Origin of the sequence: Gemmatimonas sp. UBA7669, assembly GCF_002483225.1 — a bacterium.
GTDB lineage: Bacteria > Gemmatimonadota > Gemmatimonadetes > Gemmatimonadales > Gemmatimonadaceae > Gemmatimonas.
In genome coordinates this window covers 1-14,338 of sequence record NZ_DLHL01000032.1, presented here as the reverse complement: position 1 = coordinate 14,338, position 14,338 = coordinate 1, and the positions used below count along the sequence as shown (strand labels likewise).

The following is a 14,338-nucleotide window of genomic DNA, read 5'->3' as shown; positions in this document are numbered from 1 at the left end:
ATTCCCGGATCGGGGGCGAAGTTGGGCAGGTCATTCAACCAGACCTGCCCATGCGCCTCCGATTTGTTGTTCCCTCCCTGCTCATGGCCGCCCTCCCCGTGGCGGCAGCCCACTCACAACCTGCTGCCGAACCGGCCAAGGTGAGATGGGAGCGCCAGTGTCAGATTCGCCGCGACAAGTTTGATCGCATTCTGCCCGCCGCCATGCGTGACAACGGGGTGGACATGTGGATCACCATGATGAAGGAAAACCAGTTCGACCCGATGTACGAGGACTTCGGGCGCGGCTATGTGGGCAGCGTGGGCTACTACATCTTCACTGACCGTGGTGGCAATCGCATTGAGCGCGTGGCCATAGGTGCCAGCGGTGCCCTGCTCGAGGCCTGCGGCGTGTACGATCAGGTGCGTGGCTTTGCGCCGCTCAAGGCCTTTGTGGCCGAGCGCAACCCCAAGCGCATTGCCGTCAACATGTCGGAGGAAATCGGCACAGCCGACGGGCTGTCCAAGACTTCCTACGACCGGCTGGTGAAGGAACTGGGTCCCGAGTTCGCGTCACGCCTGGTGAGCAGCGAAAAGGTGGTGAGTGATTTCCGCTCGGGCTACACCGTGTCGCAGGTGGTGGCGCTGGGCGAGGCGGGCGAGATTTCGCGCCGAATTGCCGAGCGCGCGCTCAGCAACGAGATCATCACGCCCGGTGTGACCACACTGGCCGACGTGGCCTGGTGGATGATGGATCAGCTGCAGCAGCGCAGCCTCGGGTCGAGCTTCGACATGCCGAGTGTGTACATCACCGGGCCGCGTGGCGTGGAGGCCACCAGCAACGACCGCATCATTCAGCGCGGCGACCTGCTCATGATCGACTGGGGCGTGGGCTACCTCGGCACCTGGACTGACGTCAAGCGCATTGCCTACGTGCTCAAGCCGGGCGAGACCACAGTCCCCAAGGGCATTCAGACGGCTTTCGACAATGCACTCAAGGTGCGCGACATCATTCACCGCACCATCGTGCCCGGCCCCACGGCCGGTGCCATGGTGGAGCAGCTCAAGACGGAAATCACCAAAGGTGGATTCCGTATGCAGGGCACCTTCAACGAGGTGGGCAGCGACGACAAGGTCGAAGTGAACATCGGCTGCCACAGTGTGGGGGATCGCGGCCATGGCAGTGGGCCGAGCATCGCGTGGTTCAATCCGCGGCAGATGACGTTTGCCATCAAGCCCTTCAATCCGTTCAGCATCGAGCTCTTTGCGTGGACCCCCAATCCCGACTGGGGCGGGGCCAAGGTCCGCATTCCGCTCGAGGACGACGCCATGGTCACGGCGCGCGGCGTGGAGTGGTTGTACCCGGTCATTCAGCGCATCGGGTTGATCAAGTAACCGATCAGTTCCGGGTTCTGCGTTTGAGTCTCGAGTTGTGAGTTGCAGACGCGTACTCAGAACCTGACGCTCAAACTCAGAGCCCGGAACTGATCAGTTCAAGCCGTCAGCCGCAGCTCCCATGTCACCGGCATATTGGGATCGAGCGAATCCCGCACCGAGCAGTACTTGGTGACGGCCAACTCAATGGCCCGCTCGGCGTGCACGGCGTCGATCCCGGCGCCTTTCACGTGATAGATCAGGTGGATCTTCGTCACGCGCCCCGGCACGCCGGCAAAGCGCTCGCCCTCCACCTCCACCCGGAGGTCCTCGACCGGTGTGCGGCGCTTGGCGAGAATATCCACCACGTCCACTCCGGTGCAGCCGGCGAGGGCGATGAGCAGCGTGTCCACGGGGCTTGGCCCCGTCTTGCCACTGGCATCCATGCGAATGGACGGACCGCCGCTGGCGCGCTCCCCATCAAAGCGATGCTCACCGTCCCACGTCACCACCACCTTTGATGGCGGCTTGCCGATGACGGGTGTCACGGTGGTGTCTTTCAGCGACTCGGTGCTCACGGCGTATCTCCCTTGCGAATGGGCGCACGCACGGCATTGCCCCATTCCGTCCAGGAGCCGTCGTAGTTGCGCACGTTGGTGTAGCCGAGCAGGTAGGTCAGCACAAACCAGGTATGGCTGGAGCGCTCGCCGATGCGGCAGTAGGTCACCACAGGGCTTGCAGCTGACAGACCCAACTCTCCCTCGTATAGACCGCGCAGCGCGTCGGCGTTCTTGAAGCTGCCGTCGGCCTCGGCCGCCTTTGCCCAGGGCATGCTGCGCGCGCCGGGAATGTGTCCGCCGCGGAGCGTACCTTCCTGCGGATAGTCGGGCATGTGCAGCTTCTCGCCCGTGTATTCCTGCGGTGAGCGCACATCCACCATGGGCAATCCCGCCTCCATGTGCGCTTTGGTGTCGGCAAAATACGCACGGATGCGCGAGTCATGGCGCTCGCGGGCCACGTAGCTGCTGCGCACCGCGCTGGGGCGTTCGCCGGTCGTGGGCCGACCCTCGGCCAGCCACTTGGCGCGACCGCCGTCGAGAATGCGCACGTTGTCGAAACCAAAGAGTTCGAACACCCACAGCGCGTAACAGGCCCACCAGTTGTTCTTGTCGCCGTAGAGCACCACCGGCGTGTGTTCGTCGATGCCACGCGCGCGCAGCAACTCCTCGAAGCCGGTGCGTGTGATGTAGTCACGCTCGACCTGATCATTGAGGTCGACATGCCAGTCGAGCTTCTGCGCGCCGGGAATGTGCTCCACATCATACAGCAGCACATCCTCGTTGCACTCGAGCAGGCGCAGGGACGGGGCGCCAAGATTGGCGGCCAGCCACTCGGTGCTCACCAGCTTGTCGGGATGGGTATAGCCCTTGGCCACGATGACGGGATCGGGCAGGCCGGGCAGGGCACTCAGCGGTGACATAAACGCATCCTTCCGGGCAGACGGGAGACCGCGGCGTCGGCGCCGCGGCCGGCGTCCGAAGGTTTGAGGCCACCATGGACGCCATCTGCAAGCTAGCTTTTCTTCATGCTCCACGTCCACGGCGCCGCTGCCATTGCCTACCGACTGTACGACGTCGGCTATGCCATTGATCTGACGCGGGCCCTCGACCTGTTGGCTGCCAGCGGCCCCGAGCGCGTGCGGCCCGTGCGGGGTGAGGCCCAGGCGCTACAGATCAGCAATCCACCCATCACGGTGGTGCTGGGCACGGAAATCGTGGTGCTGGGCGACAGCAGTCACGATGCAGAAATCTCGGCGCGCATTTTCGACTTTGGTGTGGTGTCGCTGCGCGTGCGCTTTGCGTCGGCGTCGGCCCTCAGTTGGGAGGCGTTTACCGCCTTTGGCCGCCGGCTTGAGCATCATCCGGGTGTGCTGGCCGTCATTGAACATCATCTGCGTCTGCTCACCGAGCGCATTGCCCCGGCGGTGGACCGGCCCGTGGTGGCCGACGTGCACGAGGAGTACACGGTCTTTCGCGTGTCACATTTCACTGAAGGGCAAGACATGCCGACCGGTCACGACGTTGGGGACGTCGCCCCGGCAATCCCCAGGCTGCTCACCGAGTCGCTGGCGCAGCTTGACACCGCGCAGCTCGACATGGCGCCGCTCCTGCTGAGCGAGGTGCGGCCACTCAGTGTCGAGGCTCGCCGTGAGTTGCTGCCGCATCGCTTCAGCTACTATGCCGACGATCTCGCGGTCCTGGCATGGGAGAGTGCGCTGATCGTGGAACCCGGGTCGCACGACACCGATGTGCAGTACATCCTGGAGTTTGCCAACGCGCAGCTGCTGGAGTTGCGGTACTACGACGCGTTGCTCGACCAGGAACTGCCGCGACTGTACGACGCCATTGAGCGGGCTCGCGCGAGGCGCGCGGTGTTTCCCGGACGACGGTTTGGTTCGTTGCTGGCAGGGTTGCAGCAGCGGGTCGCCGACAGCACCGAACTGGTGGAGCGCGTGGAGAACGCGCTCAAGGTCACCGACGACGTGTATCTGGCGCGTGTGTACTCGGCGGCCCTCGAACTCTTCCGCGGCAAGGCCTGGCGCGCGGGTATCGACCGCAAGCTGGCAATTCTTCGTGACACCTACGCCATGCTGAACGGTGAGGCGCAGGCAGCGCGCAGCGAAACGCTCGAGATCGCCATTGTGGCCCTGATTGTGGTGGAGGTCATCATGGGGCTGACCAAGGGCTGATCCGCCCTCTGTGCCGCGGCGGCGACCCGCACGGTGGGGCAGGGAACCACGAGTTCACGCACCGCATTTGTTCCCCATGCGTCATGCAGGGACGAATCACCGCAATTTGGGCTGCGCCCGCCGTTCCATCACTCATGGGGCTCCGGTAGCTTTCGCACTCGCGTGGGACATTCCCGAACCGGAGCGGCAGATGGAGCTCGATCGCGATACGGTGGCCACCGCCATTGTGGGAACGGGCGGAGCCTGGATGCTCGGCGCTGCCATGTTGCATTCCCGGAGCGGTCACTGGAACGCCAATCAGCTCAAGGGACTGGTATTGGCTGGTTCCGGCTTTCTCATGACGGCTGCCGCTGCACATTACCTGCAGGGCGAGGGCGTGCGTGGTATCGCCGTCTCGCTACTTGGCACCGGGCTGGCCATGCGCGGCATGTTGCTGTTGGTACGTGAGCGTCTCGCCAGCCGCAATGCAGAGCGGAAACGGCGTTCCGGGTCCCCGCATGACTGAGCGCGGCAGCGCCGGTCACCACTGGTGGCGTTGATGACGGAGCTGCGAGTGTCGCGGCCCGACATGGAGCGGTACTCCCGCCACGTGCTGGTGTGCACGGGCGGGTTTTGCTCAACCGGACGCGGCGGGCGCAACATCTACTCCCAGCTTGCGTCGCTCTTGCAGAAGCACGGGCTGCTGTTTGGCCCCACGCGCGTCAAGCGCAGCGAAGCCCCCTGCCTTGGCGTGTGCATGGGCGGCCCCATCCTCGCGGTGTACCCGGAGGGCGTGTGGTATCATGCCCTCACGCCCGAGCTGCTTGAGCGCATTGTGGTCGAGCACCTGTGCGGTGGGCGGGTGGTGGAGGACGCGGTATTTCACCGCATGGATGCACCGGGCGTCACTGTGCCCGACCCAGAACTCAATACTTGAACGCAAAGCTCAAAGCTGACCGACAGTTCGGGTCGCTCTGAGCTTTGAGTACAAGTGGTGAGTGTGGAGTGCGAACCAACGACTCGAAACTCGAACCCAGAACTCGAAACTGATCAGTTCTGGGTTCAGGTTACGCGTCTTGAGTCTCGAGTCGCCAATGCCGCGCGCTTACCGTGACCCGGCGGCCAGCGCCTTGAGCGCCGCCACCCGCTCCTCGGTCGGCGGGTGCGTGCTCATCCACTTGCTCACGCCGCGCAGACTGAAGGCCGCCAACGGATTCACAATGGCGAGCGGGGCCGCGTTCGGCGCCACCTCCATGGGAATGCGGCGTGCCGTGTGATCGAGTCGCGTGAGCGCGTTGGCCAACGACAGGGGACGGCCGCTGATTTCCGCGCCCACCGCGTCTGCCTTGAACTCGCGCTGACGGCTGATGGCGAACTGGATCACCATGGCCACGATGGGTCCGATGATGAGCAGCGCGATGGCCACGAGTGGATTGGCGCCTTCGTCATCGTCGCTGCGTCCGCCGAAGAAGAACGCAAACTGCGCGATGTTGGCGATGGCGCCGGCCATGGTGGCCGCGATGGTCTGCAGCAGCATGTCGCGGTTCTTGATGTGCGCCAGCTCGTGGGCAATGACGCCCTCGAGTTCATCCTTGGACATGAGGCGCAGCAGGCCCTCGGTGACACACACTACCGAGTGCTCCGGATTGCGGCCCGTGGCGAAGGCGTTGGGCTGGTCGTGCGGCGCAATGGCCACCGTGGGCATGGGCAGCCCCGCGCGCTGGCGCAGGCGGTCCACCATCTCGTAGAGCTCTGGCGCCTCGTTGGCGGTCACCACCTGCGCGCGATACGAGCGCAGTACCATCGACGACGAGCCCCAGTACATGAAGAGGTTCATGCCGGCGGCCATGACGAGTCCCATGACGGCGCCCGTGCCGCCGCCCACCATCTGCCCGATGGCGATGACAAGGCCGGTGAGACCGGCCATGAGGAGAAACACCTTGATGTTGTTCATGCGTGCAGGAGTCTGTGGCTCCGAAGTGTGTGTGCTGCTGTGGTTGTTCATGTCTCACCGCCCACAACCCAGTACCCCAAACAGAGAAGGCGAGCCTTCCACGAACACCAACACGCCGACACCATGATCCGTGTCCGCCCGCCGATCTTCGCGAAAGTCTCGCCTGTCGAGTGCTGCACTCGCCCGATGGCACCGTGCCGTGGCCGAAGCCGAGGCAGTCTTGACGATGCCACCGCAGGACGGCGCATGCAGGCCGTCCCGTGGCTACTCCCTTTCGGGTTGTCTGAGTTGTGGGGCCGCGTCGCGGCCATCTCCTGAAATCTGCTGAGACCGGTCTGCGGGTTCAAGCACCGTACCGTCGCCGGGCCGCACCGCGGCAGGCTCTGGGTCGTGTGCCTGAACGACATCGGCGATGGCCTCGGAACTGCGCAGCCACCGGACCCCCTCCACGAGTTCCGTAGGGGACGCAACTGCGCCCCGGCGCGCAAGCTCCTCGGCCACCGCCTTCAGATGTCGTGGCCATACATACCGCGCCTGGGCGAAGAAGTTCCGGCGGGACTCCGGTTCGTCGAGCAGGAACTCCGTCAGGCTGCGGCCCGCCTTGCGTGTGTTGCAGGCCCTGCAGGCGGTTACTAGGTTGCCCGAGGACCCGTCGCCGCCCCGCATGCGTGGCTGCACGTGGTCCACGCTCAGTTCCTCGGCGTCGAACACCTGGCCGCAGTACACGCAGCGATGTTCGTCGCGGGCAAAGAGGGCTGCGCGTTTCATCCGTACTTTCCCTGTCCGTTTCCCGTCCCCGTGAACCTTCCTGATCGCGGCCGCCGGCTCGTGCTGGAGCGGCTCACAAAGTTCTTCGACACCGAGGAAAGTGTCGAAACGGTGGACGACACGCCGCCCCGTCTGACCTTCAAAGCCCTCGAGGCCCTGCGTATGTCCCGTTCCCGCGAACGCATCCTGAGCAACCTGGAAGAGATGTACCGCGAAGCCTTCGAGCGCGCCAAGGCCAGCGAGGATCCGGCCCAGATGGCGGCGCTCGATTTCTCGTATCGCCGCGAGCAGCTCTATTTCGAGATTCTGCTCGACGTGCGCGACGCGATGGAGAAGCGCTGACGGGGCGCGTTCGCGTCAGTCCCGATTGAGCGTGAACTGAAAGGTCTGCTGCACCAGCTGCGGCACGCGCCGCCCACCTACCTCGGCGGGCAGATAGCGGAGGCGGGTCAGCGCGCTCTTCACCGCCGCCGTGAACAGGGGATGATCGCTGTGCAGCGGCGTGTAGCTGTCCAGCAGCGTCCGCCCGGTGCTGTCCACCACAAACTGGGCCAACACCTGGCCCTCGAGGCCCGCGCTCCGCAGCACGTCGGGGTAGGCGGGCCCGGCCTGGCCGGGCAGGGCCATGGCAGGTTTCTCCACCTGTCCTTCGAAAAAGTAGCCCGAGGCTGGCAGCACACCGCTGCCGCCTTCCACGCCGCCCTGGGCCGCTGACACGCCACGTCGCCCCGTTGCAAAATCGTCGGCGTTTGTCACCGGCCGCGAAAGGTCGATAGGAGGGAGCGCGTTGGGCACCACCACCGGCGCCATGCGCGGCGGCGCGCCAAGTGCGGGTGGAGGACTGGCCGAAAACACCTGCGGACTGCCGGCCGGCGGGGCCACGGGTGTGGGCGCGGGCGGTTCCGGCAGCGCGGTCATCTGCACGGCCACTTCACGAGGCTCTTCGTGCGTTGGCGTGACGCCGCGCGCCGTGAGGCTGACCAGCACCGCCACAATGCCGGCGTGAATGACAAAAGACAGGACACTGCTGCCAGTGCGTCGCGACGCGACGGCGCGGGATTCGATCAGCGTGTTCAACATGCACATGCTCCGGTCAAGGGTGTATGGCTACGGTACCCCCGCCGGATTGCACGAACATGATGCGTTGATGAACGAAGGCTCAGCGTCCCATGAAGAAACGCTGAGCGTGACATGACATTTTGATGAGCCCTCGTCGTACCGATGAACGCTGCGGCTCAGGGCCGGATGTGCGTGACCACCGGCAACACAATGCGTGACGGGTGCGCGGCGCTGCGATGAATCTGCTGCGTGGCGGCGCGGAAGTCCGAGGCCTTGGCCTCGAAGATATTGGGAACGAAGGTCTGCGGATTGCGGTCGATGAGCGGGAACCAACTGCTCTGCACCTGGATCATCACGCGGTGGCCTTTGCGAAACGTGTAGGCCTGGGTGTGGAGGTCGATGGTGTAGGGCTGCGGCGTGCCGGGCACGATGGGCGCAGGCTTTTCGAAGCTGGTGCGATAGCGCCCACGAAACACTTCGTTGGCCACCATGAACTGATAACCGTTCATGCGCGGCGGTTGCATGCCGGTATCCGGATACACATCAATGAGCTTCACCACCCAGTCGGCGTCGGTACCCGTGGTGGCGGCGTGCAGCGTGACCGTCAGGTCACCGGCAATGGTGAGATCTTGTTCCAGCGCCGGCAGTGTCCAGCTCAGCACATCGGGGCGGAGGTGTGCGAAACGCTGATCGTCGGTGAGCCAGGTGCTCCAGGTGGAGCCCGCGCCGTAGGTCATGGGAATGGGGCGGGGCCGATAGGGCACCGGTTTGGCCGGGTCGCTCACATAGCTGTCGAAGGCGCGCGCACGCTGTGTGGGCGGCTCCCAGGCCAGCGCGCTGCCTTCGCGCAGGTAGAGGCTGCGCGGTGACACGCCCGTCTTGACCGGCCAACTGTCATAGCGCTTCCACACGTTGCTGCCGGCTTCGAAGATGAGCGCTTCGGGAAGCCGCGGATCGGGTGCGTCGTGCAGATGTGCCGCAAAGAAGGGCGCCATGACGGAATCGCGAAACCACTGCGCCGTGGGTTGTCCGAACTGAATGGGGCCGAGCGACTCGCCGCTGCCCCGCATCCATCCGCCGTGATTCCAGGGGCCCACCACCAGACGATTGGATTGCGCGCGGTCATGCTGCTCCAGCGCACGATAAATGGTGATGGGGCCGTAGAAGTCTTCCTGATCCCACCAGCCCGCGACATGCAGAGTGGGCACGTCCACACGATTGAGGCGGGGCGTCACCGACTGGCGCTTCCAGAAGGCGTCGTAGTCGGGATGCGCCACAAAATCGTTCCATGTCGGAATGCGTCCCTTGAGATGCTGCGCATTCACGTTGGACAAGGGTCCAAGCCGCAGATACCAGTCGAAGGAATCGTAGGTGTCCATGCGGAACTGCTGCACGTCCTTGCCCGACTCCATCATGGTGGCATACTCGAAGCCGTAGCTCAGACGGAAGGCGCCGTTGTGCCGGAAGTCATCGCCCAGCCACATGTCGGCGGGTGAGGCCTGCGGCGACGCGGCCTTGAGCGCGGGGTGTGGATCGAGCATGGCCTGCACCGTGAGCCAGCCAGGATACGACACGCCCGTCATGCCCACGCGCCCGTTGTGCTGTGGCACATGGCGCAGCAGCCATGCGATGGTGTCGTAGGCGTCGGTGCTTTCGTCCACCTGCGTGGAGTCCGCGCGATTCGTACGCAGGGGACGCAGCATGACAAACTCGCCTTCCGAGCGGAACTTTCCGCGCACGTCCTGAAACACGTGGATGTAGCCACGACGGCTCACCTGTTCCGGGCCACCGGCCATGAACGTCCACCCTGCGGCCACACTCTGCGGCGTCTGGAAGTCAATGCCGTAGGGCGTGCGCACGAGCAGCAGTGGCAGCGGCGCGTCGACCACTCGCGGTGCGAGAATGCGTGTGTACAACTTCACACCGTCGCGCATCGGGACCATCGCTTCGGTCAGCTGATACGCGGCAGGTGCAGTCTGCGCCAGCAGACTGGGACGGACCGGCAGGGGCGCAGCACACAGCCCGGCCAGCAGGAGACGGGAGAGGCGCATCTGCGAAACTAGCGCCAGATCGCCGCGTCCGCCGCCGCGACGCGCACCACCGGGGGGCGCTAGGGCGCGCCCGGCTCCAGCGCCTCCATGTTGTGCCGCGCATCGGCCTCGCGGATGGCACGCTGGGCAATGCGCGTGAGCATCACGGCCAGCACCACCGTGGCCGCAATGCCGAGCCCCAGCACCCAGCGCGGAATGCCCGCCTGGTCGGGACGCTGCACGCCGGCCTGGCCGATCATGGTGTAGGTCAGGATGGTGGGCGCCATGCCCACCAGCGCCAGCACAAAGTCGCGCAGCCGCACCGCACTCACGCCCATGGCGTAGTTGGTGAGCACAAAGGGCACCACCCCCGAGAGGCGCAGCAGGAACATGAGCTTGAGCCCTTCCTGCCCCACGACCCGGTCCACCACCGTCAGCGTGTCATTCTTCGCGATCTGCTTGGCCACCCAGCCGCGCAAAATGGTGCGTCCCAGCAGAAAGGCCGTGCAGGCCCCGAGCGACGCGCCAATGAACACGTAGACGGAGCCGCGGCCCATGCCGAAGATCGCACCGGCAGCAATGATGAGCAGAAAGGCCGGCATCATGAACACCGAGGCCAGCACATAGCTGAACACAAACGCGGCCGGCGCCCACGCACCGAGACTCTCCACCCATTGCGTGAGTTGCGGCAGATAGGGCGTGGCCAGTTTGCCGAGCCCGAGACCGACGGCAATGGGCACAAGCATGCCGGCCAGCTTGGCGGCATGGGACAATGCGGTGCGGACGGACAGGGCCATGCCTCAATATATCCTGCCCGGGCAGAAGGCCTTCAATGCAACTGCGGTGCAACGGGCTCAATGCAACGGGCGCCGCCGATCGTGCTGATCGACGGCGCCCGCGTCACAACGTGTACAGCTGGCCGTTACATCGCGCGCTCGGGCCGCTTGAAGCCGCCGTCGAGCGCATTGAGGAACAGCTTGTAGGTCCCGTGCGCCTGCGAACGGAAGAGGATCTCCGGACCGAACAGCCACACCGTGCCCTTGCCCATGTTGGCTTCGGCCATGGCCACGCCACCCTTGAGCAGGTCCTGACCCCAGGCCCAGCCGGAGCGCAGCGGCGTGGCCGTGTCGAAGGTGGCCAGCGCCTTGAGCCCCTTGGCCGACGCATCGGCGCCGAACTTCATGACCGGGCTGTTGTCGAACATCACCGCCGGGCGTGGAGCCATGCCCGCCGACACCGTGGCCGACGTGTCGAGCGCCACCTCGAGCACGGAGCCCGGGATGTAGTACTTCTCGTTCGCGTACGGACGGCCGTTGGCTTCAGTGAGGTGATTCTCGATGGGCAGACCCATGGCCTTGCCCAGTGCGATTGACGAACCGATGGCCACGATGCGACCACCCGCTTCAACAAACTGCTTGAGCGACGGCACCGACTGATCCGCGCTCACACGACCCAACTGCCGGCGATACTCGGCCGGGATGAGCGTCGTGTCGGGCGACCCGCCAAAGCCACGACCGGCTGCGGCTTCGCTGAACATGCCGTCGGTGAAGACCAGCACGTCGTACTTGGCCTTGAGATTGCCCGCGTCGATTTCCTGCGGGTAGACCGTCGTGTACGGGAACTCGAACTTCTCGAGGATGAGACGCGTCCAGCCGCTCGGCATGTTGCCGCCGTAGCGATCCACGAGACCAATGCGCAGCGGCTGCACGGCCTGCAGCGACGAGGGCTTGCTGTTGGCCGCCGCCACATTCACACCAAGGTCCTGCGCGGCCTGCGCCACGACCTTGTCGGCGGCGCCACCGGCGGGAATGAACCACGAGCCCGCGGGCCAGGTGGTCGCACCGTCCTTGTACTCGGTGGGAATGCGCGAGGCCTTCACGCCCGCCTTGCGCAGACGATTGGCCACCGTGCTGCCATCGTTCACGCCCGCATGAATGAAGTAGCCGGCCTTGCCCTTGGCGACCATGCCACCCGGAATGGGCGAGATGCCGTTGACCTTCTCGAACGGACCCGTGAGGCCATCGAGTACCCGCTCGAATTCAACGCCCATCTGGTAGGCCAGCGTCCAGCCCGCATTGTCATACGGCGGAATCGGCGGACCGCCCGGATAGCGGAAGTCGTTGGGATGATCCTGCGGCTCGAACATGTCGAGCACGTGCGCGCGGAAGGCCTGCGACGTGAAGATTACCCACGAGCCGGCCGGGAACTGCTTGCCGTTGGCGCTGAAGGGCGCGGTGGCTTTGTGCACGTCCACACCGCTGTACTGCAGCGCGCGCACGAACTTGCTGGCGGTGGGGAAGTCCTTCTGTGCGCTGCTCAGCACATAGGCGCGCGGATCACGGTTCTCCGGCTTGCGCAGCATGGCCATGTAGCGGTCGTTGGCCACGGCGCTGCCGGGGTTGGCCTGGCCGCCACCACGCGGGCCACCGGCGCGACCCTGCTCACCGGCCTGACCGCCACGATCCTTGACGATCTGCTCCGTCATGGCCGCCACCCACTTGGGCGAGATGGTCCAGTTGTCCTTCTGACCCGCCTTGATCTGGTCCATGCCCATGACCCAGCGGTTGAACAGGAAGGTCTCGCGATAACGCGACGCCAGGTCGAGGAAGGCGTAGTTGGCCGACACCGAATAATCCACCGACTGCCGGAAGTGCCAGACCTGCGGCTCAATGGGCAACGGGAGGCTGGCCGAGCGCAGCTGGCGATCGGGCACCAGGGCCACGCGCATGGGCGTGGGGTTGCCGATCGTTTCGGTAAGGATGCCGATCTGATTGTGGTAGTAACCCGTCGTGCGCAAACCACCGTTCCACCACGTGCTGTAGTTGGAGCCCTGACGGAAGGTGAGGCCCGGCTTGTGCTCGAGCACGAAGCGGTGATTGAGTGCGGCACCCACGAGATCGAGGCCGGTGATCATGGCCGGGTGGAACCAGTAGTTGGCCGGATCGCGATACGGCGGCGCGGCCATCACCGTGCCGGTGGGACCGGTCTGGTGATGGTTGTACATGATCTGCGGATGCCACTCGATGAAGAGCTGCTGCGACATGTTGCGCGTTTCGGCCAGCGCATTCATGTACGAGTCGCGATTGTTGTCGTGGCCCGCGTACTTCTCGTAGAGCCGCGGAATGGTGCTGGTGGTGCGACGCAGCTTGTCTGACTCCTTCATGTACCAGTCGGAAACGAGCTCCATGCCATCGGGATTGGCGTGCGCCATGAGGATGACCACGTCATCGAGGATGCGCACCGTTTCCGGGTCCGTGCGGCTCGAGAGCTGCCACAGGGTTTCCGTGAGCTGCTGCGCGCCCAGTACTTCGGTGGCGTGCAGACCCCCGTCAATCCAGAAGATCACCTTGCCGTCGCGCGCCAATGCGGCGGCGGCCGCCGAGTCGAGCCCCTCGGCCTTGGCGAGGCGCGTGGAGATGTCCTTGTAGCGCGCGAGATTGCGATGGTTGGCCGGGCTGGTGACGATGGCCATGATCTGCGGCCGGCCCTCTTCGGTGAGGCCGATGGTGTCGAGCACCACCCGATCGCTTTCCTTGGCGATCGTGATCCAGTACTGGTGCAGCTTGGAGTAATTGGGGAGCTCGTAGTCGGCGCCGATATCATGCCCGAAGAACTGTTTGGGCGTGGTGCGCTGCTGGGCCGGGAGCGTGAGCGGTACGGCGGCTGCCAAAGCCAGGGCAGTGCACAGCCGGGTGGCGCGACGCAGGCGAATCATGCTGGGGACGGGTGGAGATGAGGCGGGGACGGCCAGAGCAGGCCGCCGGATGCCCCGATGCGGACCGGGGACCTAGGGTTACGATGGGGCCGGCGGGGGCGTTGGGGAAGCGCGGCGGGGCGCTCCGGCCGAATCTCATCCGCACCGGCTGGATCCCCGTCGCCCGGTCCGGGTCCAATTGGCTACGTTTCTGTCATCCTGATGGACATTTCACTCCCCGGAGTTGCCATGACCCGTATCAGCACCCGTCGCCTGGCCCTCGCGGCCGCGACGCTCACGTGTGGTGTTGCCTTCACCGCCGGCGCGCAGGCGACGCAGCCGCCCGCCAAGAAGGACGACCACGCCGCCATGCATGCCGAGCACATGAAGAACATGCAGCATGGGAAGGCCGAGGCCTGGAAGGAGCTCGATGCCTACCACATGCTCATGATGGCCACCTGGCACCCGGCCAAGGACAAGAACGATCTCGCGCCGGCGCGCGCCAAGATGGGCGAGATGGTGGCAGCCGCGAAGGCGGTCGCGTCGTCCAAGGCGCCCGCCTCGTGTCAGAAGCCCGAGTTGCTCAAGGCGCAGGCTGGCCTGGCCGGCGAAACCGAGAAGGTGGCGGCCATGGTGAAGAAGGCCGATGACGCGGCGCTCAAGGCGGCGCTCAAGACCCTGCACGACAAGTTCGAGGTGCTGGAAGAGGGCTGCAATACGGGGATGAAGCACTAAGGAATCTCTGATTAAGTA

Annotated in this window: 14 protein-coding genes; 6 read left to right on the top strand and 8 right to left on the bottom strand. The window is 65.1% G+C overall.

Going from position 1 to position 14,338, the window contains the following annotated elements:
• The first annotated feature begins 50 nt into the window (after positions 1-50).
• On the top strand, positions 51-1,373 hold the full coding sequence (locus B2747_RS09330; RefSeq protein WP_291159569.1) for a M24 family metallopeptidase: 1,323 nt from the start codon (positions 51-53) through the stop codon (positions 1,371-1,373).
• Between the two features lie 98 nt (positions 1,374-1,471).
• Here B2747_RS09330 and B2747_RS09325 read toward each other — a convergent pair whose 3' ends face one another.
• Positions 1,472-1,930 (bottom strand): OsmC family protein, encoded by a 459-nt coding sequence (locus tag B2747_RS09325; protein WP_291159567.1) that lies wholly within the window; start codon positions 1,928-1,930, stop codon positions 1,472-1,474.
• The gene (locus B2747_RS09320; RefSeq protein WP_291159565.1) at positions 1,927-2,832 is read right to left on the bottom strand and encodes a sulfurtransferase; all 906 of its coding nucleotides are present in this window, start codon (positions 2,830-2,832) and stop codon (positions 1,927-1,929) included. Before B2747_RS09320 ends, B2747_RS09325 begins: the two co-directional genes overlap by 4 nt.
• Positions 2,833-2,937: 105 nt before the next feature.
• Between B2747_RS09320 and B2747_RS09315 the strand changes: the two genes are divergently transcribed.
• The 3 genes from B2747_RS09315 (at position 2,938) to B2747_RS09305 (ending at position 5,017) form a co-directional block, all read left to right on the top strand.
• On the top strand, positions 2,938-4,101 hold the full coding sequence (locus B2747_RS09315) for a hypothetical protein (RefSeq protein WP_291159563.1): 1,164 nt from the start codon (positions 2,938-2,940) through the stop codon (positions 4,099-4,101).
• Positions 4,102-4,291: 190 nt separating this feature from the next.
• A complete protein-coding gene (locus B2747_RS09310) occupies positions 4,292-4,606 on the top strand; it encodes a hypothetical protein (RefSeq protein WP_291159559.1) in 315 nt (104 codons plus the stop codon).
• A 33-nt stretch (positions 4,607-4,639) separates the two neighbouring features.
• Positions 4,640-5,017, top strand: a complete 378-nt coding sequence (locus B2747_RS09305; RefSeq protein ID WP_291159555.1) for a (2Fe-2S) ferredoxin domain-containing protein — start codon at positions 4,640-4,642, stop codon at positions 5,015-5,017.
• 168 nt (positions 5,018-5,185) lie between these two features.
• Here the strand turns inward: B2747_RS09305 and B2747_RS09300 are convergent, their stop codons facing one another.
• Positions 5,186-6,034 carry a zinc metalloprotease HtpX gene (locus B2747_RS09300; protein WP_291159552.1) on the bottom strand — a complete coding sequence of 283 codons (849 nt, stop codon included), beginning with the start codon at positions 6,032-6,034 and terminating at the stop codon, positions 5,186-5,188.
• A 264-nt stretch (positions 6,035-6,298) separates the two neighbouring features.
• Positions 6,299-6,802 carry an HNH endonuclease gene (locus B2747_RS09295; protein ID WP_291159549.1) on the bottom strand — a complete coding sequence of 168 codons (504 nt, stop codon included), beginning with the start codon at positions 6,800-6,802 and terminating at the stop codon, positions 6,299-6,301.
• Between the two features lie 30 nt (positions 6,803-6,832).
• Between B2747_RS09295 and B2747_RS09290 the strand changes: the two genes are divergently transcribed.
• The gene (locus B2747_RS09290; RefSeq protein WP_291159546.1) at positions 6,833-7,144 is read left to right on the top strand and encodes a hypothetical protein; all 312 of its coding nucleotides are present in this window, start codon (positions 6,833-6,835) and stop codon (positions 7,142-7,144) included.
• A 15-nt stretch (positions 7,145-7,159) separates the two neighbouring features.
• On the opposite strand, the gene B2747_RS09285 is transcribed toward B2747_RS09290, so the two are convergent.
• From B2747_RS09285 to B2747_RS09270, 4 genes are all read right to left on the bottom strand, one after another.
• Positions 7,160-7,882, bottom strand: a complete 723-nt coding sequence (locus tag B2747_RS09285) for a TonB family protein (RefSeq protein ID WP_291159543.1) — start codon at positions 7,880-7,882, stop codon at positions 7,160-7,162.
• 155 nt (positions 7,883-8,037) lie between these two features.
• A complete protein-coding gene (locus B2747_RS09280) occupies positions 8,038-9,912 on the bottom strand; it encodes a CocE/NonD family hydrolase (protein WP_291159540.1) in 1,875 nt (624 codons plus the stop codon).
• Positions 9,913-9,971: 59 nt separating this feature from the next.
• Positions 9,972-10,688 (bottom strand): TVP38/TMEM64 family protein, encoded by a 717-nt coding sequence (locus B2747_RS09275; protein WP_291159531.1) that lies wholly within the window; start codon positions 10,686-10,688, stop codon positions 9,972-9,974.
• Between the two features lie 125 nt (positions 10,689-10,813).
• On the bottom strand, positions 10,814-13,606 hold the full coding sequence (locus B2747_RS09270; RefSeq protein WP_291159528.1) for a M14 family metallopeptidase: 2,793 nt from the start codon (positions 13,604-13,606) through the stop codon (positions 10,814-10,816).
• Between the two features lie 228 nt (positions 13,607-13,834).
• On the opposite strand from B2747_RS09270, the gene B2747_RS09265 reads away from it, so the two are divergent.
• A complete protein-coding gene (locus tag B2747_RS09265) occupies positions 13,835-14,320 on the top strand; it encodes a hypothetical protein (protein WP_291159526.1) in 486 nt (161 codons plus the stop codon).
• The last annotated feature ends 18 nt before the right edge of the window (positions 14,321-14,338 follow it).

Bases quoted from the DNA above. Each gene is read 5' to 3' on its own strand.
- B2747_RS09330 (WP_291159569.1), top strand. From the start codon at position 51: ATGCGCCTCCGATTTGTTGTTCCCTCCCTGCTCATGGCCGCCCTCCCC.
- B2747_RS09320 (WP_291159565.1), bottom strand. From the start codon at position 2,832: ATGTCACCGCTGAGTGCCCTGCCCGGCCTGCCCGATCCCGTCATCGTG.
- B2747_RS09315 (WP_291159563.1), top strand. From the start codon at position 2,938: ATGCTCCACGTCCACGGCGCCGCTGCCATTGCCTACCGACTGTACGAC.
- B2747_RS09310 (WP_291159559.1), top strand. From the start codon at position 4,292: ATGGAGCTCGATCGCGATACGGTGGCCACCGCCATTGTGGGAACGGGC.
- B2747_RS09305 (WP_291159555.1), top strand. From the start codon at position 4,640: ATGACGGAGCTGCGAGTGTCGCGGCCCGACATGGAGCGGTACTCCCGC.
- B2747_RS09300 (WP_291159552.1), bottom strand. From the start codon at position 6,034: ATGAACAACATCAAGGTGTTTCTCCTCATGGCCGGTCTCACCGGCCTT.
- B2747_RS09295 (WP_291159549.1), bottom strand. From the start codon at position 6,802: ATGAAACGCGCAGCCCTCTTTGCCCGCGACGAACATCGCTGCGTGTAC.
- B2747_RS09285 (WP_291159543.1), bottom strand. From the start codon at position 7,882: ATGTTGAACACGCTGATCGAATCCCGCGCCGTCGCGTCGCGACGCACT.
- B2747_RS09280 (WP_291159540.1), bottom strand. From the start codon at position 9,912: ATGCGCCTCTCCCGTCTCCTGCTGGCCGGGCTGTGTGCTGCGCCCCTG.
- B2747_RS09275 (WP_291159531.1), bottom strand. From the start codon at position 10,688: ATGGCCCTGTCCGTCCGCACCGCATTGTCCCATGCCGCCAAGCTGGCC.
- B2747_RS09270 (WP_291159528.1), bottom strand. From the start codon at position 13,606: ATGATTCGCCTGCGTCGCGCCACCCGGCTGTGCACTGCCCTGGCTTTG.
- B2747_RS09265 (WP_291159526.1), top strand. From the start codon at position 13,835: ATGACCCGTATCAGCACCCGTCGCCTGGCCCTCGCGGCCGCGACGCTC.